Here is a 22,398-nt window from a genome sequence, read left to right as displayed (position 1 = left end):
GCCTTCCTTTACCTATAAAATCTACATAAATAGGTATTTCAGACAAATTGGCGGTATTCTAAAGTTGGACTCGAAACCTGTCAACCTACAATCAAAAATAAATGATTAATTTCTAGCGAGTAAGGTCATTTTGAATCAGTAAGGCCCAAAAAGATAACTTTTACATGCTATTACATAGAGAGGCATAGAGGTTTAATGAATTTTACAAATTTGAACTTTTTAGAGATCACAAAAAAGTATGAGTTTTTCACGCAAACGTTCACCCAACAAAAAAGACATTAGTTTTTGGACATCAAAACCCAAAATGCCAACAAAACAACCAAAACAACAACAAAAGCAAGCACCAAAATACTTTCTGTTAGAATCATTTCATTTACAAATAATTCTATAGATATAAAAAAGCCGGCTACCGCCGGCGAATAATTATGTATTTAGAGTTCATTCAATCCCAAAACATCTGTCATGGTATAAAAGCCCGCTGGTTTGGCACTCAACCAAACAGCGGCCTTGACGGCGCCATTAGCAAACGTCATACGATCGGTCGCTTTGTGCGTTATCTCCACTCGTTCCCCGATATCAGCAAACATGGCTGTGTGCTCACCGACAATATCGCCAGCGCGAATTGTAGCAAAGCCGATCTCATCTTTAGTACGTTCACCTGTGATACCTTCTCGCGCATAGACAGCTACATCATTCAGCTTGTTGCCCATCGCACCAGCAATGGCTTCGCCCATCCCGATAGCAGTACCAGAAGGAGCATCAACTTTATGACGATGATGTGCTTCGACAATCTCAACATCACAGTAGTCGCCCATCACTTTGGCTGCTTTCTCAAGAAGCTTAAATACTAGGTTCACACCAACAGAGTAGTTAGGAGCCATGACAACAGGCACTTGCTTAGCGGCTTCGTCAATCAGTTCACGCTCTGCATCACTGAAACCAGTCGTCCCAATCACAATACTCTTTCCATGCTTCTTACACAGTTCAAGATTCGCCAACGTACTTACTGGGGCAGTAAAATCGATGATTACATCAAAATTATCGACGTCTTTAGCAAGATCATCCGTTAAGAACACATCGAATTTGCCTTCACCACAAAGTTCACCGATATCGACACCGACAAGTGAGGACTCAGGTCGTTCTGATCCCGCGCTCACTGTCGCCTCTGGATTAAGGTGTGAAGCTTTAACCAAATTACGGCCCATTCGGCCTGCTGCTCCTGCGATTGCAATACGAACCATTGCGCTTTCTCTCCTTCTCTGGATAACGAGGTTTGCTCTCGTTCTCTCGTTTCGCTTAATCTGTTTAAACTAACAACATACCGTGGTTACCACAAGCAAGTTCATCAGGCTTAAGCGAACTCTTTTACGACACGCTCCAAGATAGGCACGTTCGCTTCAGGAAAGGCATAGTTACCCAATTCTCTTATCTCAACCCAGCGACCTTCTTGACCTTCTCGGCCGTAAGGCTCATTACTGAACTTAGATACCGTAATAAAATCAAACTTAAGTGATTTGTCTGGATAGTCATATTCCAAATGCTCGAAAAGGGCTTGCTCAGTAACTTCAATTCCTACTTCTTCTTCAAGTTCTCTTGCTAGAGCATGTTCAATACTTTCTCCTGACTCGACTTTCCCGCCGGGAAACTCCCAAAACCCGCCTTTATGCTTGTCGTCTGGACGCTTTGTAATAAAAATTTTTGATTTGTCTTGGTTAAAAATAATAGCCGCGACTATGTGAATTCTTTTCATAGGGGTTCCTAACTCTCAAGCCGTTACGCTTCAACGGTCTTTGCATCTCTAAAACTATCCGATGCTATCAAAACTTATGAAATTCGACAGCCACAGAATTTGCTTAAAAAAAGAGCCGCCTAGGCGACTCTTTAAAAAATTATCTGACTAATACGTTAGTCGATTTTGCCGTGGCACTGTTTATACTTCTTACCACTACCACAAGGGCAAGGCTCATTGCGACCTACTTTACGTTCATCACGTACCATTGGCTGACTTGAACCTTCTTCAGATTCTTCACCTTCAGAAAGAGGGTTTTGTGCTGCTGCGTGTTGCGCTTGAGCACGACGAGCGGCCTCTTCAGCTTGCGCACGACGTTGCTCTTCCATACGTTCAACTTCTTCTTGTTGCTGAACTCGAACGCGAGATAGAACAGTAATCACATCAGTTTTCAGCGCTTCTAGTAGACCTTCAAACAGTTCAAACGATTCACGCTTGTATTCCTGTTTCGGGTTCTTCTGCGCATAGCCGCGTAAGTGAATACCCTGACGCAAGTGATCCATTGCTGCCAAGTGCTCTTTCCAAAGCGTATCCAGAGTTTGAAGCATAACCGATTTCTCGAAGTTACGAAGCACTTGCGCACCCACCACTTCCTCTTTCTCTTTGTACACTTCAACGGCTAGATTGATGATCTTCTCGCGTAGCGCCTCTTCGTAAAGCTTATCGTCTTCTTCAAGCCATTGCTTCACTGGCGCATCAAGATCGAAGTCTGCTTTCAAGCGCTCTTGCAGACCTTCAACGTCCCACATATCTTCTAGTGATTGTGGCGGGATGTACTCATCAATAACCGCTGTTAGCACATCTTCACGGTTTTGCTCGATCATACCGCTGATGTCTTCAACGTTCATCAATTCGTCGCGCAGCTCGTAGACAACCTTACGCTGATCGTTCGCCACATCATCGTATTCTAGTAGCTGCTTACGGATATCAAAGTTACGACCTTCCACTTTGCGCTGTGCTTTTTCAATTGAGCGAGAAAGCATTTTCGATTCAATAGCTTCACCTTCTTCCATACCACTTTGAATAAGGCTCGCCATACGATCAGAAGTGAAAATACGTAACAAAGAGTCTTCCATAGATAGGTAGAAGCGCGATGAACCCGCATCACCTTGACGACCAGAACGACCACGTAGCTGGTTATCAATACGGCGAGATTCGTGGCGCTCAGTACCAATGATGTGTAGACCACCAGCATCTAGTACTTGATCATGTACCACTTTCCACTCTGCTTTAATCGCATCGATTTGTTCTTGAGTTGGGTTCTCCAAAGCTTCCACTTTTGATTGCCAACTACCGCCAAGCACAATGTCCGTACCACGACCGGCCATGTTGGTCGCGATAGTTACCGCACCAGGCATACCCGCTTCAGCAACAATTTCCGCTTCCTTTTCATGGAATTTTGCATTCAGTACGTTGTGTTTGATCTTAGCCTTCTTCAATGCGTTAGAAAGAAGTTCTGATTTTTCAATCGATACGGTACCAACCAATGTTGGCTGACCTTTCGCAACGCGCTCTTTGATATCTTCAATGATTGCAGCAAACTTCTCAGCTTCGGTGCGGTACACCACATCCGGCATATCGTTACGAATCATAGGTTTGTTGGTTGGGATAACCACCGTTTCCAAGCCATAAATAGATTGGAACTCAAACGCTTCAGTATCCGCAGTACCTGTCATACCAGACAGTTTTTCGTATAAGCGGAAGTAGTTCTGGAAGGTAATCGAAGCCAAAGTTTGGTTTTCGTTTTGAATCTTAACGCCTTCTTTCGCTTCTACTGCTTGGTGAAGACCTTCAGACCAACGACGACCTGGCATTGTACGACCAGTATGTTCATCAACAATTACTACTTCACCTTCGTCAGTAACGATGTAATCAACGTTGCGCTCAAACAACACATGAGCACGCAAAGCGGCATTCACGTGATGTAACATGCTGATGTTAGTCGGAGAGTAAAGTGTGTCACCCTCTTCCATAAGACCATTTTTCACCAACAGTTCTTCAACGTACTCTTGGCCCGTTTCTGTGAGGTATACTTGCTTTGATTTCTCATCAACAGTGTAGTGACCATCACCACGATATTCCTCAGAGTCTTCTTTGTCTTGCTTTTTAAGATGCGGGATCAAAAGGTTGATTCGGGTGTATAGCTCAGAGCTATCTTCAGCAGGACCAGAAATGATTAAAGGGGTACGAGCTTCATCAATTAGGATTGAGTCCACCTCATCGACAACTGCAAAGAAGCGTTCACGTTGTACGCGATCTTCGCTACGGAAAGCCATATTGTCACGAAGGTAGTCAAAACCAAATTCATTGTTCGTTCCGTACAAGATGTCAGCTTGGTACGCTTCTTTTTTCTCTTGAGGAGGCATGTTTGGCACGTTTACGCCAACAGTCATACCTAAAAATTCAAATAGAGGGCGGTTTGTCTCTGCATCACGTTTAGCTAGATAATCGTTCACTGTTACAATATGAACGCCTTTACCAGCTAGGGCATTTAGGTAAGCAGGAAGCGTTGCCGTCAGCGTTTTACCTTCACCCGTACGCATTTCCGCGATTTGACCCGCATTTAGAACCATACCGCCGATAAGCTGGACGTCGAAGTGGCGCATACCGTAGACACGCTTAGATGCTTCACGAACCGTAGCAAAAGCTTCTGGAAGTAGTTTATCAAGAGTTTCACCCTTCTCTAGGCGCTCACGGAATTCAACCGTCTTTGCTTTTAACTCTTCATCACTTAGAGCCTCGAATGTTGGCTCATAGTTATTAATTTCTTTTACAATTTTTCTAAGGCGGCGCAGTGTTCGGTCGTTGCGACTGCCAATCACTTTTGTCAGTAGCTTAGTTATCATTTTTCGTGAATCTCTCTTTATTCAGACCGTTCCCGATCTACTCATAATGCCTTCAGTCTCTGCCAGTTTGGAACTAAGAATACTGAGATAAATCATTTATCAAAGATATTGAGTTCAAACATCCATATTTCAAGGCTAAGTTTTGAAACAATGTGGCTTAGTGTAAGGATTTTTAATCGATACAACCATAAATAGACGTATTTGTTTGAAGCACTCTGAAGTTTTTACTTAAAGTGGTGACTGATTAGCCGATATTGCATACCGCAATATGTGTAATCCATCCAGAGCAAACTTTGCTTTTTACCTTGCTACATTGTAAAACTGAAGCTAAAGACGTTAATGTAAACTATACCTTGATAGAAAGCTGCTCTAGAATAGCTATATCTCAACAAAATTAGATTTTACCTATGCGTGATCACCGTCCAACCTCGACTGAAGATGTTATTGCTGAGTCACAGTTCAAGCAGATTCAAGAACATGCTGGAGAAATCTTACAGCTTAACCAAGCTTTGCAAGAGGTCTTACCCATGGGGACGGCCGATCATTGCCGAGTAGCGAATGTTCGTAACGGCCATCTATTGATCGATGTCTCTAGTGCCGCAATCAAAATGAAGATCGATTACGATCGCCTCATGATCCTAAATAAACTTCGTACTCAAGGCTTTGCCAAGCTGATGAGCGTTGAAGTGAGGATCAATCCTTCACTATATAGAAACCGCTTTCAACAAGACGACAGACCTAAGCGTCCACCACTAACAGAATCTGCAGCAAAGTCATTAATGACGATTGCCGACATGGCGCCACCTAAAATTCAAGAGCGTTTAAAACGATTAGCCGATATGGCAGAAAAGGAAGATCGTAAGTGAACGTTATTTCAATATGCTGAAAGCTTGAATGTTATTGATAAGTCGAAGATTAAAGCCAAATAGCAAAAAACCAGGCATAAGCCTGGTTTTTTATTAATTCTAATGCCAAGTATTTACGCAAGCACCATATTTGGTTCTGCGAATGCTACTGGTGAGCCGACTTCTTCTTCGAATGTAGTCCACTCCCACGCTTCCTGATCTGCAAGAACAGCACGTAACAGTTGGTTATTTAAACCGTGGCCAGATTTAAAGGCACGGAATTCACCAATGATTGGGTGGCCACACATGTAAAGGTCACCAATCGCATCCAACACTTTGTGAGTCACAAACTCATTTTCAAAGCGTAGACCTTCTTCATTAAGAATACGGTAATCATCCAAAACGATAGCATTGTCAAAACTACCACCCAAAACTAGGTTTTGAGATTGTAGATATTCGATATCACGCATAAAGCCAAACGTACGTGCTCGAGAAATCTCACGAACAAAGCCTTTTGACGAGAAATCAAACAGCAAACGTTGCTCGTCTGATTCAATCGCTGGGTGATTAAACTCAATTTCGAAGTCCATACGGAAGCCGTTAAATGGTACAAATTCTGCCCATTTATCACCATCTTCAAAACGAACTGGCTTTTTGATACGGATGAAGCGTTTTGGCGCATTTTGCGTTTCGATACCTGCTTGTTGTAGCAAGTATACAAATGGGCTTGCACTACCATCCATGATCGGAATTTCAGGTGCGTCTACTTCGACAACAATGTTATCGATGCCCATACCAGCAAGTGCCGCATTCAAGTGCTCAACAGTTGAAATACGCACACCTTCATCGTTTACCAATGCAGTACAAAGCATGGTGTCACGAACCGAAGCTGGATCAGCTGGAAAATCTACAGGTGGATTTACATCTGTACGACGGTAAATGATACCTGTATTTGCAGCAGCCGGGCGCAGAGTAAGTGTGACTTTACGACCAGAGTGGAGACCCACACCAGTTGTTTTCACTATTTCTTTCAGAGTACGTTGTCTGATCATCTGCTTGCCTCTCAAAAATTTGCTACAAAACACGGCCGTCTGTAACGTCGACCGTGAATGCTACCATAATTTTGAGCCATGTCAAATTTATGGGTTAAAGATTAATCAGCCTGACGACGCAAAAATGCCGGTATATCTAAATAACCACTTTCCTTTTCTTGCTTTGGAGCCGCAGAACTTTGGCTCGACGAAGCTGGAGAAGAAGGAGCAGTGTTTGTCGGCTGAGGAGTTACCTGTGGCTTCTCTTGCACTTGATTATTTTGCAAGGTCTGTGCCGGTTTTTCTTCAGCTTGCGTTGCCGCTGCTTGTTGCTGTGGTTGAGCTTGCGGCGTCGGTGCCACTTTCGCTTTACCACCCGCAACTAGCGTGATATCTGGCTTTTTCTCATTACCAATACCTGTCGCTACAACTGTTACGCGGATTTCGTCAGTCATATCAGGGTCTAGAGAAGTACCGATAACAACAGTCGCATTGTCAGAAGCGAATGCCTTCACTGTATTACCAACCGTCTCAAACTCGTCAAGACGCATATCCAGACCAGCAGTAATATTGACAAGAACACCACGAGCGCCCGCTAGATCGATGTCTTCCAGAAGTGGGCTAGAAATTGCCATTTCAGCCGCTTCTTCAGCACGGTCTTCACCTTTGGCGATGCCGCTACCCATCATTGCGTGACCCATTTCGGACATTACAGTTCTTACGTCCGCAAAGTCGACGTTGATCATGCCAGGGCGAGTAATTAGCTCAGCAATACCTTGAACGGCATTCTTAAGAACATCGTTAGCGCTTGCAAAAGCTTCTAGTAGTGTTACACCACGACCAAGTACTTTAAGTAGCTTTTCGTTTGGAATCGTGATCAAAGAGTCAACATGCTTAGATAGCTCATCGATACCTTGCTCAGCAAATGCCAAACGCTTTTTACCTTCAAAACTAAACGGTTTAGTTACTACCGCTACTGTTAGAATGCCAAGCTCTTTAGCCACTTCAGCAATAACAGGCGCTGCACCAGTACCGGTACCACCACCCATACCAGCTGCGATAAACACCATATCGGCGCCAGTCAGGGAATCTTTAATTCGATCTCTGTCTTCGAGAGCTGCGTCACGGCCAACCTGTGGATTAGCACCTGCACCCAGACCTTTAGTGATATCACCACCGATCTGAATAACATTGCCAACGCTTGTCTTACGAAGTGCTTGCGCATCAGTGTTGACGCTGATGAATTCCACACCTTCGATGGATTCACGCACCATGTGTTCAACGGCGTTACCACCGCCGCCACCAACCCCAACGACCTTGATTACTGCATCGTCAGACATTTCCATCATCGGTTCAAACATGTGTTGTCTCCGTTTATCCTGCAACTCAGGTTAAAACTCTTTTTGTATCCAGTTACGCAATTTATCGAAAAAGCCAGTTACAGATGAGCGTTTAGGTTCATTATAATCGCTATCGTCGCTAGACTGCATGTCTCTTGCGTAATGAAGTAATCCAACTGCCGTAGAATGGTACGGCTCTTTTACATAGTCAGTTAATCCGCTGACTTCGAGCGGTTTGCCGACCCTTACTTGATTGCGGAATACGCGTTCCGCACATTCTACCACTCCGTCCATTTGCGCAGCACCGCCGGTGAGTACAACTCCCGCAGCCAGATGGTGCTTGATACCCTCTTCGCGCAATTTTGCTTGTACAGAGTCGATAGTTTGGTTAACCAGTCCCATAAGCTCAGAGTAGCGTGGCTCAATCACTTCTGACAACGTTTGACGTTGCAGGCTACGTGATGGTCGTCCACCTACGCTTGGTACATTAACCGTGTCATCCTTACTGACCAGTTCACTCAAAGCACAGCCATATTTGACTTTTATTTCTTCAGCATCGCTCACTGGCGTGCCAAAAGCAAAAGCAATATCACTGGTTACAGCATTTCCTGCGTACGAAAATACTTCTGTGTGACGTAACGCACCGCCAGTCCAGATGGCCACATCCATCGTGCCGGCGCCAATATCAACCACACAAACTCCAAGCTCTCTTTCATCCTCGGTGATTACTGCATTACTAGCAGCAAGCCCAGAAAATACGAGTTGTTCTACTTTAAGGCCGCAGCGTTCTACCGCCTTAATAATGTTGCGTGCCATGTCATTATGGCATGAGATAAGGTGGACACTCACTTCCATTCTTACCCCAGATAAACCAAGCGGATTTTTGATTCCTTCTTGGTAATCAATGGTGAACTCTTGCGGGATCACATGAAGAATTCGCTGTTCATCACCGATTTTAATCGATTTTGCGGTATGGATAGCGCGATCCATGTCTTCTTGAGACACCTCTTCATCAGAAATCGTGCCCATACCTTTTTCAATTCGGCTTGCGATATGCTTACCAGACAACGAAATGAAGACTCGGCTGATCTGGCACTCTGCCATTAATTCAGCTTGATCAATTGCACGTTGTACTGATTTTACAACCGACTCCAAATCATTCACGCCACCTTTATCCATGCCGCGTGAGGGGCTACTACCTGCGCCAATAATATTAATTTGACCGTCTGGTAAAACCTCACCCACTAGAGCCGATACGGTTGCAGTGCCTATATCAAGACCAACAATAATGTTGTCATCAGCGGCCTTAGTCATCTGTACTCTCTTCTAACTCTTGTTCAGGAAACCAACCAACTGCGGCTCCTGTATCGTACCTAAGATCGATATAACTGATTCTTTGCGTGTCACTGCCAAGCTTGTTATAGAGCTTAAAAAAGCGCTCTATACGCTCAAGAAGAGACTCTTTACCGAGCTCTAATCGAATACCGTTATCAAGGATGATTTGCCAAGCTCGTCGCTCGTTTAATACCAGAGACGATATCGCTAAACCCAATTGCTGAAACTTAGGACTCAAATCACGGTAAGTCTGTAAGACTTCCGGTCCGCTATCTTTGGGTCCGTACAGCTTCACTTTTTCTTCTTGCAACAGAGCAACATCTCCATCAAAAACGAACCCGTTTTTATCTAACAGTTCGTTGCCATTCCAAATGGCTTCTGGTTGATGCTCCGTCAAAAAAACTTTTACTGTATCCGGCCACTGCTTTCGGATTGCGGCATGCGCTACCCATGGCAGAGCTTCGACACTTTGCTGTAATACATCAATATCCTGAGACATAAATGTACCGATGTGATCAATTCGACTAAATGCAGCCTGCACATCGTCAGCTTGGACATACTCCAGTTTCCCCTGAAGTACTATTTTGGAGAGAGGTAACCTTTGGTCATCCCACATCCAACTGATCGCCGCGTACAAAACAGAACTAATTAAAGTCACAACCACAACGAAAAATAACGCACCCAAGATTTTTTCTTGGCGACCACGGTTGTTACCCGTGTTTGGTCGCTCGTCATTCAGTGCAATATTCAACAACGTCTTCGTTTCCTGACTTTTGTCGTGTACTTTTTACCCATATAATTACGCAGAGGTAAAAGTCTTGACTTTAACCTTGGGATTATACTGAGCTCTTGTAAACTATCAAACACTGATAGCAATAAATCACAATGATATTGACGCAAAATCGAGATCTGAGTCTTTATCTGTCCTTCGCGTCAACAATATGTGTCAGCCAAGCATCTTGTTTATATTCAATTTAAGACCTGCCAGCTGTTTCGCCACTTTACCAATATCACCCGCACCTTGCGTTAAGATTAGGTCGCCGTCTTGTATAACGTTAGCTAAAACTGAAGGTAATTGCTCGATTTCTGGAACAAAAATCGGATCTACCTTGCCTCGGCTGCGAATTGTGCGACATAAAGCGCGCCCATCAGCCCCTGCAATCGGCTTTTCACCCGCTGCGTAAACATCCAGCATGATCAATACATCTACCTGTTCAAGCACATTCGCGAAATCATCGTATAAATCACGAGTACGGCTATAACGGTGCGGTTGGAAAATCATCACCAAACGCTTGTCTTGCCAACCACTGCGTGCTGCATTAATGGTTACATCCACTTCTGTGGGATGATGGCCGTAATCATCAACAAGCATTGCATGGCCGTTGCCAGTATCAAACTCGCCAAGGTGATCAAAACGTCTTCCCGTACCTTGCGTACCAGCCATTGCCTTTAGGATCGCATCGTCTTCAATGTCATCTTCAGTAGCAACCGCAATCGCAGCAGACGCATTCAATGCATTGTGACGACCTGGAATATTCAGCGTGATATCTAAGTTAGCTCGCCCTTTACGTACTACCGTAAATTTGCCTTGCTGCCCCTCTTGACGATAATCTTCAATACGTACGTCGGCATCTTCAGAAAAACCGTAAGTTATCACTTGACGACTAATACGTGGGATTAACTCTCGAACCACAGGATCGTCAATGCAAACAATTGCTTGGCCGTAAAACGGTAGATTATGAAGGAAGTCGATGAAGGTTTGCTTTAAGGTTTCAAAGTCACCACCATAGGTATCCATATGATCGGCTTCGATATTGGTAACAATGCTCACCATTGGTTGCAAGTGCAGGAATGACGCGTCACTTTCATCTGCCTCTGCAATTAGAATACGACTCGAGCCTAGACGCGCATTTGTACCTGCGCTTTTCACCAAACCGCCATTCACAAACGTTGGATCAAGACCGGCTTCAGAATAGATTTGAGTAACAAGAGCGGTCGTCGTGGTTTTACCGTGTGTACCCGCAACGGCAATACCGTGACGGAATCGCATCAATTCAGCCAACATCTCTGCGCGGCGTACAATAGGGATGCGTAATTCACGTGCCGCCATCACTTCTGGGTTTTCTTCGTTGATCGCCGTTGATACAACAACCACACTGGCTTTTTCTACATTACTGGCTTGATGACCGATAAATACCGTCGCACCTTTTGATACCAAACGCTCTGTCACAGCGTTCTCTGATAGATCAGAACCTGTGATTTGGTAGCCTTCGTTCAACAGCACTTCTGCAATGCCGCTCATGCCCGCACCACCAATACCGATGAAGTGGATGGATTTCACGCGGCGCATCTCTGGCACCATTGCGCGAATCTGAGCTAAGTCTTGTGTATGTTGGATTGTCATCAATTCTATTCTCAATAATTCGGTTAACGCTTTTCGGTCAAAGCGACAATGGCTTGTGCGACAACTCGGTCAGCATTCAATTTTGCAGCGCCACGCGCTTGCTCAGCCATTGTAAGTAAAGCTTGGCGATCCAATTGTTGGATCTGCTGAGTCAGAGACTCAACGGTTAAATCTGGTTGTTCAATCATTTTCGCCGCGCCGCAATCCACCAAGTGGTCTGCATTAAGTGCTTGCTGGCGGTCTTTGTGCATGAATGGAACAAAAATAGCGCCTACACCTGCCGCCGAGACTTCAGAAACGGTTAACGCTCCAGAGCGACAAACTAAAAGGTCAGCCCATGCGTAAGCTTCTGCAACGTCATCAATGAATTCCATTACTTCTGTATTTACCACACCATTAGCTTGGTATGCTGCATTCACTTCTTCGGCGGCACCTTTGCCCGCTTGATGACGAATACAGTAATCTTCGCCCAATTTCGACATCACTTCTGGCAGAGTTTGGTTAAGAATACGTGCGCCTTGGCTGCCACCCATCACCAAAATGCGAATTGGACCTTGGCGCTCTTGCATGCGCTCAGTTGGCGCTGCTAATTGAGTCACGTCTTCACGAACTGGGTTCCCAACCACTTCGGCATTTGGAAAAGCGCCTGGGAAAGCCTGAAAAACCTTCTTAGCGATTTTCGATAACCATTGGTTCGTTAAACCTGCTACTGCATTTTGTTCATGCAGAACAACAGGAATGCCACTCATCCAAGCGGCAATACCGCCCGGGCCGCTAACATAACCGCCCATACCAAGCACTGCGTCTGGCTGCCAGCGTTTCATGTGAGCACGAGCCTGCATAATGGCATTGATAATTTGAAATGGTGCTGCAAGAAGACGTTTAACGCCTTGACCTCGTAACCCTTTCACTTTGATAAAGTCGATTTCAATGCCATGTTTTGGCACCAAATCCGCTTCCATTCGATCCGCCGTACCTAACCAACGGATCTCCCAACCTTGCTCTTGAAGCTGTTTTGCTACCGCCAAACCTGGGAATACGTGACCGCCAGTACCACCAGCCATCACCATCAAACGTTTATTTTGTTTCATTAGCTTGTTGTTCTGATTGTTGTTGCTCGCGTTTCAAGCGGCATTCGTAATCGATACGCAGTAATATGGACACTGCGACGGACATAATTATTAGACTAGAACCACCATAACTGATGAGTGGAAGTGTTAAACCTTTTGTTGGAACAATACCGGCGGCAGCTCCAACATTAACCAAGGTTTGAAACGCAAACCAAATACCAATTCCGAAAGCCAGATAACCTCCGAACATTTCGCCTTCTTCAAATGCACGCTTGCCGATGTAAACCGCTTTTAGCACCAAGCTAAAAATCAGCATTAAGACCAGCACTACGCCTACGAAACCAAGCTCTTCAGCAAGTACGGCAAACACAAAGTCGGTATGCGCTTCCGGTAGATATTCCAGTTTTTGAATTGAATTACCGAGACCTTGACCGAACCATTCACCACGACCAAACGCCATCAAAGATTGAGTCAACTGATAGCCACTGCCAAATGGGTCTTCCCACGGGTCAAGGAAGGAGGTTACTCGTCGCATACGGTATGGCTCGACGAGAATCAAACCTACCACAGCGCCGATACCTGCCACCATCAAGGCGAGAAACTGGGTTAGTTTTGCACCTGCGATAAAAAGCATGCCAAACAGCGTGACCAGCATCACGACGACCGTCCCCAAGTCTGGCTGACCAAGTAGTAATACTGCGAAGAAGGCAAACACCATGATAGGCTTCATAAAGCCACCAAAGAACGTTTGTCGTACTTCGTCTTGCTTTCGAACTAAGTAACCAGACATGAAGATAAACAGCGATAGCTTCGCGACTTCCGCTGGCTGAAGGTTAAACAGCCCAAGGGGAATCCAACGAGACGCACCATTAACCGACTTACCCGCCAAGAGCACGATGATCAACAGTGCGAAAGAAGCCCAAAGTAAGTAATGGCTCTTCTTAAACCACTCTTGCAAAGGCACTTGCAAAATAACAGCGGAGGTCCCTAACGCCAGCACGAGAAACGTCGCATGACGAAACATAAAGTGGAACGGCTGTTCCGTTAATCGAGAGCTGATTGGAAATGATGCAGAGGTTACCATGACCAAACCAGTCAACATCAAACCCAGTGCAATCCACACTAACTGACGATCAAACATCGCCTCTGGGGCTGGATGCTTGAGCCAATTGCCAATACTGCGTTTAACGTTACCTAAACCCACGAAGTGTGTAACCTTTAATTATGCATATTTCTGAGCAAGAGCAGCGAAAGCATCACCTCTTGCCATAAAGTTGTCGAATTGATCAAAGCTAGCACATGCAGGAGACAGCATCACCATATCACCTGGTTTTAACTGCGAAGATACTTGTTGAATCACATCTTCCATAGTGTCGAAACGTATTGCAGATTCATGCAGTGGCATAAATTCATCGCCATCAGCGCCAAAGCAACACAGTTGCAAGTTAAGCGTCGCGAAGATCGGTTTTAATGGCGAGAAGTCAGCACCTTTGCCAACACCACCAACGAGTAAGTAGAGCTTGCCTGTCGATTCCAAACCAGATAGCGCAGCCATAGTGCTGGCAATATTAGTTGCTTTAGAGTCATTCACCCATTTGACGCCTTGATTATCCGCAACCACCTGGCATCGGTGTGTCAGTCCCGTGTAATTTTTAAGTGCATTCAATGCTTTGTGATAGTTTACGTCCGCAGCTTTTAATAGCGCTAAAGCAACCAGAGCGTTAGATAAGTTGTGCTTACCAACCAACTTAAGCTCATCACTTGCGACAACTCGTTGACCGTGATCGAGCAGCCAAGTACGGTTGCCATCCACCTCGAGACCAAAGTCCTGATTGTCGCTGCCAAATGTCACCAATGGCATCTCTGCGTCTGGGAAGGTTTCTTGATCATCACGGTTCACGACTGCAAGAGCAGCATGGTTAAAAATACGCAACTTAGCTTGTCGATAGTCAGACATGCCTTGATAACGATCCATATGATCTTCAGAAAGATTCAGAAACGCAGCGGCTTTGAGCTTTAAGCTTGACGTCGTTTCTAACTGGAAGCTCGAGAGTTCGAGTACATATAGGTCTGCGTCTTGTTCTAACAAATCCAGTGCAGGCACACCGATGTTACCACCAACGCCAACATCCAAACCTGCAGCCTTAGCCATCACACCTGTGAGGTCGGTTACTGTGCTCTTACCGTTTGAGCCCGTAATCGCAATCACCGGTTTCTGCACCGCCCAAGCGAATAACTCGATATCACCTACTACTGCCGTACCTTTTGCTAATACGGCTTGGATCTCTGGTGTCGCTAGCGCAATACCAGGGTTGGTCACGATAAGATCCGCGTCAGAAAGCCAGTCTGTATTCCAACCACCACTATGCAGTTGAACACTTTCCGGCAAGCGCTCTGCACCTGGAGGGTTTACACGAGTATCAATGACTTTGACCACAAGTTGTGGCTGATTTTTTCTTAGGTGTTTAACGACAGAGAGCCCGGTAATACCGAGCCCTACGACGACAACACTATGTATGTTTTGCCAACGTTCCATATTTGATCACACTGTAAATCTTATTCTTGGAAAGTGCGATTAACGCACTTTCAATGTCGCAAGACCAATCAGAACAAGAACCATAGAAATAATCCAGAAGCGCACGATTACGCGAGGTTCTGGCCAACCTTTCAATTCGTAGTGGTGGTGAATTGGTGCCATACGGAAAATGCGCTGACCACGTAATTTGTAAGAACCTACCTGTAGGATGACTGATAGCGTTTCCATCACAAATACGCCACCCATGATCACCAACACCAACTCTTGACGAACTAGAACAGCAATGGTGCCCAATGCACCGCCAAGCGCTAGTGAGCCGACATCACCCATGAACACTTGTGCTGGGTAAGTGTTAAACCACAAGAAACCAAGGCCTGCACCGACGATTGCTGTACATACGACAACCAACTCAGAAGCATGTGGTAAGTATGGTATATGAAGGTATTCAGAGAAGTTAACGTTACCGGTCGCCCATGCAATAACCGCGAAGCCTGCTGCAACAAGAACCGTTGGCATGATTGCCAAACCGTCTAGACCATCAGTCAGGTTAACCGCGTTACTTGTACCTACAATGACAAAGTAAGTCAGAATGATATACATCAAACCAAGCTGCGGCATGATGTCTTTAAAGAATGGCACCACTAGCTGAGTTGCTGCTGTGTCTTTACCGTAAGCATACAATGCGAAAGCGACGACAAACGCGATCAACGACTGCCAGAAGTACTTCCAACGCGCAATCAAGCCATCGGTATTTTTACGTACCACTTTACGATAATCATCAACAAATCCGACCGCACCGTAGCCAAGTAAGACCGTAAGTAGCGCCCATACGTAAGGGTTGGATAAGTCTGTCCATAGCAAAATCGTGATTGAGATGGCCGCTAAGATCATGATACCGCCCATTGTTGGGGTACCACGCTTACTAAAGTGAGATTCAGGACCTTCGTTACGCACTACCTGACCAATTTGCAGCATTTGCAAACGCTTGATCATGATTGGTCCCATCCATAATGACAGACCTAGAGCGGTTAATACGCTTAGGATTGCTCGAAAAGACAAGTATTCAAACAATCGGAAAAAAGACAGGTATGGCTGTAGCAGCTCGGCAAGCCAAATAATCATTAATAATACTCCTTCAAAGCAGCAGCGACTTCAAACATACGTGCACCGTTCGCTCCTTTCACCAATATCGTATGGTTTTCAGGAACGGCTTGGTCTAGATGCTGCTTGATGTATTCAATCATCTCTTGGTGCGTCTCAAAATGAATGCCTTGGCAAAGATCACTGATCACCTTGGCGTCTGCACCATATGTGAGAACATGTTCAAATTTTTGTGGGGCAGCATGTTCCCCGACTTGACGATGAAGTGCAAGACTTTCCTCGCCCAATTCCGCCATATTACCTAAAATCAGCCAGCGTTGACCTGGGAAAGCGGCCAATAAATCAACTGCCGCTTTCATGGCTGGCACGCTCGCGTTGTAGCTGTCGTCAATCAATTTTATCTTTTCGCTCAGCGCTTCAACCTCGACGCGACCTTTCACTTTGTTCAAATGTTTAAGGCCAGCACGAACCTCTTCTAATGTGGCGCCCATTTGTAACGCAATAATAGAAGCAGCGATCGCATTCGCAACGTTGTGTTGACCTATAATACCCAGAGACAGTTCAATTTCTTGTGAGCTTGCTGCGATATGTAAGTCAAAGCTTGCTTCACCTGCGGCGTTCAATACGATGTTAGAAGCGAAGAAGTCTGCATCAGTATTACTTTGTGAAAAAGTAATGACTTTCTTATCTGCTAACACTTCATCCCAATTGGCTTCACCATTGCTGTCTAGGTTAACAATCGCAATACCACCAGCTGAAAGGCCTTGGTAGATTTCACCTTTGGCTTGTTTCACGCCATCGATAGAACCAAAGCCTTCAAGGTGAGCGGCGGCTACATTGTTCACTAACGCGATATCTGGTTTTACTAACTGAGTCGTGTAAGCAATTTCACCGATATGGTTAGCACCAAGCTCAATCACGGCATAATCATCATCCTGCTGTGAGCGCAATAATGTCAACGGAACACCAATATCATTATTGAAGTTACCCGCCGTGAATAACACTTTGCCTTTCAATTGCAGGATACTCGCAACCATTTCTTTTACGGTCGTTTTACCGCAACTTCCGGTGATAGCAACGGTAGGTGTTTGGCATGCTTGATGCACCCAAGAAGCAAACTCACCCAATGCAAGTTTGGTATCCGACACCACAATTTGCGGCACATTCACATCTAAGCGTTTTTCTACGAGTAAAGCACCGGCACCTGCATCTACCGCTTGTTGGCAAAAGTTATGCGCATCAAAGCGCTCCCCTACTAACGCCACAAATAGAGCACCACGATCAATCGTTCGTGTATCAGTAGAAACCGCGTCGATAAGTAGATCGTCGCCGAATCGCTCACCACGAGTGATGTCTGCAATTTGAGATAACGTTACTTTGATCATGAGGTCAATCCTAAAAGTTGCATTGCGGACTCGCGGTCGGAGTAATGAATCGTTTCGCCATTACGAATCTGATAATCTTCATGGCCCTTCCCTGCTAACAAGATAATGTCGTTTGGCGAAGCATTTTCAATGGCATAAGACAGTGCTTTGAAGCGGTCATGCTGAACAATCGCTTCAGCAGGTTTTGACAGCCCAGCTAACATGTCTTTCACAATCTGAACCGGATCTTCGCTGCGTGGGTTATCGTCAGTCAACACCACTCTATCACCTAGTCGCTCTGCAATTTCCGCCATCATTGGGCGCTTACCTGCATCGCGATCGCCACCGCAGCCAAAAATAGCCCACAGCTGGCCTTCACAATGAACTCGTAAAGCTTGCAGCGCTTTTTCTAAAGCATCAGGAGTGTGGGCATAATCGACCACGACTTTGGCACGATCCTCAGTTTGGAATAACTCCATTCGGCCGAGTACAGGTTGCAGTTGACCTGCAGTTTCGAGTAACGCTTGTTTCTCTTTACCTAAGCTTAATAAGGTCGCAAAAGCGAGCATTAAGTTGGTTGCATTAAACTCACCAATCAAAGGCGCGTGCAATTCACCTGAGCCAAATTTACCATCGAACTTAATAGTAATCCCTGACTCTGCGTAACTGACTTCCGTCGCCCAAATTGCGCTTTCAAATTCAGTGTTCGGCTTGAGCGAGACAGCGATCGCATTACTTAACTGCGACGCCCATTGATGACCTACTTCATCATCAACATTGATAATGGCACGTTCACATTGGTGTTGCGTGAACAACCCAAGCTTTGCATTGGCATACGCTTCCATCGTGCCATGATAATCTAAGTGGTCACGACTTAAGTTAGTAAACACGCCCGCCGCAAATGATAATGCTTTGACACGACCTTGCGTCAGGCCATGAGAAGATACTTCTAGCGCGGTGTATGTGGCTTGTTGATTTGCGAGAGAGGAGAGCGTTTTCTGAATTTCAACGGCATTCCCCGTTGTATTCGCAGCTTGTTGCAAGTTATTGAGGAAGCCATTTCCTGTTGTTCCCATTACCGCCGCTTTATGGTCAAGCAGTTCTAGCCATTGCGCTATTAACTGGGTAATGGTGGTTTTGCCGTTGGTGCCGGTGACACCAATCAAATCCATATTAGGGTAAGCATAGAGCTTTCCAGCAATTGCGGATAAACGTTGGTCCAACCTATCGATGTAAATGACGGGAACATCATCAATGATTTCCACCGTACCATGTGTTTTGACATCGCAGGCTTGCGCCAGGGCTGCATTTGCACCTTGCTCAATTGCAGAGGCAATGAATTTACGCCCATCCACAACATGGCCAATCACTGCTACAAACGTGGTTCCAGGTTGAACTCTTCGGCTGTCGAGCTCCAATTCAGAAACAAGAACGGACGATAAGCTAGGGCAATCCACCCAAGGGGAAAGCAGCACGTCCATACTGATGGCTTTAGTCATATTTGTTCTCCGAGCTTTGGCTCAGGTTTTCTTAATTTTGTTTGCTCAGTAAACCACAGGGCTTACTGTTGGAATTTGTTTTCGTCAGGTGCAACATTGAGTATTTGTAGCGCGCCTTTCATGATTTCAGAGAAGACAGGAGACGCTACCGAACCACCATAGTAGTCATCACCTTGAGGCTCGTTTACGATCACCACCAAAGCAATTCGCGGATCGCTAACCGGAGCAAGCCCAGCCGTGTAGGTGATGTACTCGTCGCTATACCCGCCAGCAGAAGCTTTACGTGATGTACCTGTTTTCGCTCCCACTCGATAACCAGGAACTGCCGCTCTGCGAGCCGAGCCCCCTTTTTGAGTTACGGTTTCCAACATGTCTAATACTTGACGCGCATACTTCGCACTCACCACTTGACGTGACATGTCATGATCATTGCTTTCAATAATATGAATAGGCTCGTATTTGCCAAGGTTTCCAAGCGTCGCATAAGCATGGGCTAGCTGGATTGGTGTAATTGATAGACCGTAACCAAACGCAATCGTGGCGCGCTCAATTGGCGACCAACGAGTTCGTGTAGGAAAAATACCCGTCACTTCCCCAACTAGGTTTAGGCCAGAAAGCTCACCAAAACCCACTGAACTGTACAGCCCAAGAAGCGCCTCTACCGGCATTTGCATTGCTAGCTTCGTCACACCGATATTACTCGACTTTTTAAGGATCGTGGTCAAGCTCGCTTTGCCTACGCGAGAGACATCTCTGACTCGACTACCACCTAAGCGTAGGACACCATTACCGGTATCTACGATGGTATCTTTATCGGCTATCCCATTTTCTAAGGCGGCTAAAATAACGAAAGGCTTAATGGTCGAACCGGGCTCCATTGAGTCCGTGATCACTCGGTTTCGCATTTGATAGCTTTGCCAATCGCTACGATTGTTAGGGTTGTAAGAAGGAGCATTAACCATGGCCAATACGGCGCCCGTTTTTACATCCAACATGACAACAGAACCTGAAGTAGCGCGGTGGTCCGCAACGGCTTGCTTAATCGCACGATACGCAATCGCCTGTAGGCGCTGATCGATGGTTAACTGAAGTGATTTACCTTCTTGCTTGTCTTGCCAAGCAATGTTTTCCACAACACGACCATAGCGATCTTTACGAATAGTTTTCTTACCCGCCGCGCCAGTGAGCCACTCATCGTAGCTACGCTCCACCCCTTCTAGGCCATGCCCGTCAATGCCTGTTACACCGACTAAGTGAGCACTAACCTCACCTGCAGGATAATAACGACGAGATTCCGACTTAAGGCCAACACCTGGCAGCTTTAGCTCACGAATATAGTTCGCCATGGCCGGACTGACCTGGCGCTGCAAGTAGATAAAGCGACGTTTTTCATTGCGCTTAATTTTGTCTATTAACCCTTGTCGGTCAATACCAAGAACATCCGCTAATGCATGCCAACTTTTGGTCTGGCTTAACGCGTTTTCTTTAAAAATCGTGGCAGGATCTGCCCAAACAGCCTCAACCGGTACACTGACAGCAAGCGGTTCACCATTTCGATCCGAAATAATACCGCGAGCAGAAGGAATGGATTTAACACGAACCGAACGTAGGTCACCTTGTTTAATCAGGTTATCTGGCTCAATGATTTGGATGTAGGCTACGCGTGCCACCAAAAGGGCAAATGCACAAAAAACAAAAAACAGTAATAGATGGAAGCGCCAACGAATCAAGAAAGATTCTTCGACCGCCACTTTCACTGCTTTGTTATCGTTTTTCTTATCCCCCGTAGCCGCTTTCTCTTTTGCTACAGGTTTACGCTTATTGGCTTGTTTCGTGTTGGATTTTTTTCTAATCATTTGAGCGTGACAACCACTTCTTTATCGCCATCAGGTCGTTTCATTTCAAGTTCTTTTTTGGCAAGGTCTTGAACACGACTGTGTTCCGCGAGGGCAGTTTCTTCCAACATTAAGTTACGCCATTCGCTATCTAATCGTTCTCGTTCAACCAACGTATGGTCTTTCTCGGTGATCGCTTGACGCGCATGGTGGGTAGCAAATACCACTCCCATTGCCGATGCCACGATCAATAGCAACAACAGTAATGGCCAGCGACCAACAGTGAGGAGATCTGTTGCAATCAACTTAGCAAGATTAGGAGTGGATTTCGTCATAATAATTAAAGCTTTTCCGCAATTCTTAACACAGAGCTGCGCGAGCGAGGGTTCATTTCAATTTCTTGTTTGCTTGGCTTAATCGCTTTGCTCACCGCTTTCATATTCGCACTACCAAGAGCACGAATTTGCTCTTCCGTCATTGGAATACCGTGTGGCACTTCAGGCCCTTTGCTCTCTTTACGGATAAAACGTTTGACCATACGGTCTTCCAGAGAGTGGAAGCTAATCACAGATAAACGGCCTTCAGGAGCCAGAATGCTCGCCGCGCCTTTAAGTGCCGTATCAATTTCTTCTAACTCACTGTTGATGTAAATACGAAAAGCCTGGAAAGCACGAGTCGCAGGGTGTTTTTTCTCTTTAAAACTTTTCGGTGCGGCATCTGAAATCAATTTTGCCAGCTGACCAGTGCGAACCATTGGCTCATTTTCTTCGTCTTCACGGTAGGCAACAATCGCTTTTGCAATACGGCGCGCATGTTTATCTTCCCCAAACTCGCGAATGACCCAAGTGATATCATCGAGGTCTGCTTCCATCAACCATTGAGATACTGGAACACCTGATGTCGGGTCCATACGCATATCTAGCGGACCGTCTTTCATAAAGCTAAAGCCACGCTCTGCGTCGTCTAACTGAGGAGAAGAAACGCCTAAATCCAGCAGAACACCATCCACTTTTCCAACTAGTCCATACTCTTCAGCATACTCAGCAATACCAGAAAATGGACCATGAATAATGGTGAAGCGAGGGTCATTGATTTTGCCTGCCTCAGCGATCGCTTGAGGGTCACGGTCGATACTGTACAGTCGGCCATTTTCACCGAGTTTAGATAGAATTGTCCGGCTGTGACCGCCACGGCCAAATGTTCCATCAATATAGACGCCGTCTGGTTTGATAGCTAAGCCATCAATGGATTCATTTAATAACACGGAAATATGTTGGAAGGTTTCGGTCATAGCTTTCTCGTTGAATGATCTTGAAGCGATTCTTTAGTGTACTGATTTCCTACATCATCGCCACCACAAGTCTAAAGTTAGACGTGATTTACGCCAAGTTTATTGGTAATGA

General features: G+C 45.6%; 18 protein-coding genes. 1 reads left to right on the top strand and 17 read right to left on the bottom strand.

Annotated features, from left to right (window positions below; all coding sequences use genetic code 11):
• Window positions 1-431: 431 nt before the first annotated feature.
• The 3 genes from dapB to secA form a co-directional block, all read right to left on the bottom strand.
• On the bottom strand, window positions 432-1,241 hold the full coding sequence (dapB, locus tag R7O03_RS05120; RefSeq protein WP_005381860.1) for a 4-hydroxy-tetrahydrodipicolinate reductase: 810 nt from the start codon (window positions 1,239-1,241) through the stop codon (window positions 432-434).
• Between the two features lie 110 nt (window positions 1,242-1,351).
• Entirely contained in the window at window positions 1,352-1,750 is a 399-nt protein-coding gene (gene mutT, locus R7O03_RS05115; protein WP_005387387.1) for an 8-oxo-dGTP diphosphatase MutT, read from the bottom strand.
• 155 nt (window positions 1,751-1,905) lie between these two features.
• Entirely contained in the window at window positions 1,906-4,635 is a 2,730-nt protein-coding gene (gene secA, locus R7O03_RS05110) for a preprotein translocase subunit SecA (protein WP_005387389.1), read from the bottom strand.
• Window positions 4,636-5,042: 407 nt separating this feature from the next.
• Between secA and R7O03_RS05105 the strand changes: the two genes are divergently transcribed.
• Window positions 5,043-5,501 (top strand): DUF721 domain-containing protein, encoded by a 459-nt coding sequence (locus R7O03_RS05105; RefSeq protein WP_005381869.1) that lies wholly within the window; start codon window positions 5,043-5,045, stop codon window positions 5,499-5,501.
• Between the two features lie 113 nt (window positions 5,502-5,614).
• Here the strand turns inward: R7O03_RS05105 and lpxC are convergent, their stop codons facing one another.
• The 14 genes from lpxC to rsmH form a co-directional block, all read right to left on the bottom strand.
• Window positions 5,615-6,532 carry a UDP-3-O-acyl-N-acetylglucosamine deacetylase gene (gene lpxC / locus R7O03_RS05100; protein ID WP_005381871.1) on the bottom strand — a complete coding sequence of 306 codons (918 nt, stop codon included), beginning with the start codon at window positions 6,530-6,532 and terminating at the stop codon, window positions 5,615-5,617.
• Between the two features lie 101 nt (window positions 6,533-6,633).
• On the bottom strand, window positions 6,634-7,872 hold the full coding sequence (gene ftsZ / locus R7O03_RS05095; protein ID WP_017633617.1) for a cell division protein FtsZ: 1,239 nt from the start codon (window positions 7,870-7,872) through the stop codon (window positions 6,634-6,636).
• Between the two features lie 30 nt (window positions 7,873-7,902).
• Window positions 7,903-9,165, bottom strand: coding sequence for a cell division protein FtsA (gene ftsA, locus R7O03_RS05090; RefSeq protein WP_005372946.1), 1,263 nt, complete (start codon window positions 9,163-9,165; stop codon window positions 7,903-7,905).
• Window positions 9,158-9,940 (bottom strand): cell division protein FtsQ/DivIB, encoded by a 783-nt coding sequence (locus R7O03_RS05085; protein WP_005387393.1) that lies wholly within the window; start codon window positions 9,938-9,940, stop codon window positions 9,158-9,160. The genes ftsA and R7O03_RS05085 overlap by 8 nt, the downstream gene beginning before the upstream one ends.
• 192 nt (window positions 9,941-10,132) lie before the next feature.
• Window positions 10,133-11,590: a UDP-N-acetylmuramate--L-alanine ligase gene (gene murC / locus R7O03_RS05080; RefSeq protein WP_005387395.1), complete on the bottom strand. Its 1,458-nt coding sequence runs from the start codon at window positions 11,588-11,590 to the stop codon at window positions 10,133-10,135.
• Between the two features lie 23 nt (window positions 11,591-11,613).
• Window positions 11,614-12,681: an undecaprenyldiphospho-muramoylpentapeptide beta-N-acetylglucosaminyltransferase gene (murG, locus tag R7O03_RS05075; protein ID WP_054728485.1), complete on the bottom strand. Its 1,068-nt coding sequence runs from the start codon at window positions 12,679-12,681 to the stop codon at window positions 11,614-11,616.
• Window positions 12,668-13,864 (bottom strand): cell division protein FtsW, encoded by a 1,197-nt coding sequence (ftsW, locus tag R7O03_RS05070; RefSeq protein WP_005372933.1) that lies wholly within the window; start codon window positions 13,862-13,864, stop codon window positions 12,668-12,670. The genes murG and ftsW overlap by 14 nt, the downstream gene beginning before the upstream one ends.
• 18 nt (window positions 13,865-13,882) lie before the next feature.
• Complete coding sequence (gene murD / locus R7O03_RS05065) at window positions 13,883-15,196, bottom strand: UDP-N-acetylmuramoyl-L-alanine--D-glutamate ligase (protein ID WP_017821485.1); 1,314 nt, start codon at window positions 15,194-15,196, stop codon at window positions 13,883-13,885.
• Window positions 15,197-15,235: 39 nt separating this feature from the next.
• A complete protein-coding gene (gene mraY / locus R7O03_RS05060) occupies window positions 15,236-16,318 on the bottom strand; it encodes a phospho-N-acetylmuramoyl-pentapeptide-transferase (protein WP_318131553.1) in 1,083 nt (360 codons plus the stop codon).
• On the bottom strand, window positions 16,318-17,682 hold the full coding sequence (locus R7O03_RS05055; RefSeq protein WP_161441154.1) for a UDP-N-acetylmuramoyl-tripeptide--D-alanyl-D-alanine ligase: 1,365 nt from the start codon (window positions 17,680-17,682) through the stop codon (window positions 16,318-16,320). The genes mraY and R7O03_RS05055 overlap by 1 nt, the downstream gene beginning before the upstream one ends.
• Window positions 17,679-19,160, bottom strand: coding sequence for a UDP-N-acetylmuramoyl-L-alanyl-D-glutamate--2,6-diaminopimelate ligase (gene murE / locus R7O03_RS05050; protein ID WP_115385726.1), 1,482 nt, complete (start codon window positions 19,158-19,160; stop codon window positions 17,679-17,681). Before murE ends, R7O03_RS05055 begins: the two co-directional genes overlap by 4 nt.
• Before the next feature lie 62 nt (window positions 19,161-19,222).
• Window positions 19,223-21,016: a penicillin-binding transpeptidase domain-containing protein gene (locus R7O03_RS05045; RefSeq protein ID WP_005372922.1), complete on the bottom strand. Its 1,794-nt coding sequence runs from the start codon at window positions 21,014-21,016 to the stop codon at window positions 19,223-19,225.
• Window positions 21,013-21,330 (bottom strand): cell division protein FtsL, encoded by a 318-nt coding sequence (gene ftsL / locus R7O03_RS05040; protein WP_005372920.1) that lies wholly within the window; start codon window positions 21,328-21,330, stop codon window positions 21,013-21,015. The genes R7O03_RS05045 and ftsL overlap by 4 nt, the downstream gene beginning before the upstream one ends.
• A 5-nt stretch (window positions 21,331-21,335) precedes the next feature.
• Window positions 21,336-22,286 carry a 16S rRNA (cytosine(1402)-N(4))-methyltransferase RsmH gene (gene rsmH, locus R7O03_RS05035; protein ID WP_005372918.1) on the bottom strand — a complete coding sequence of 317 codons (951 nt, stop codon included), beginning with the start codon at window positions 22,284-22,286 and terminating at the stop codon, window positions 21,336-21,338.
• Window positions 22,287-22,398: the final 112 nt, after the last annotated feature.

The sequence above is a fragment of the Vibrio sp. Vb2960 genome (assembly GCF_033337665.1).
Classification (GTDB): Bacteria; Pseudomonadota; Gammaproteobacteria; order Enterobacterales; family Vibrionaceae; genus Vibrio; species Vibrio alginolyticus.
This window is presented reverse-complemented; position numbering and strand designations above follow the sequence as displayed.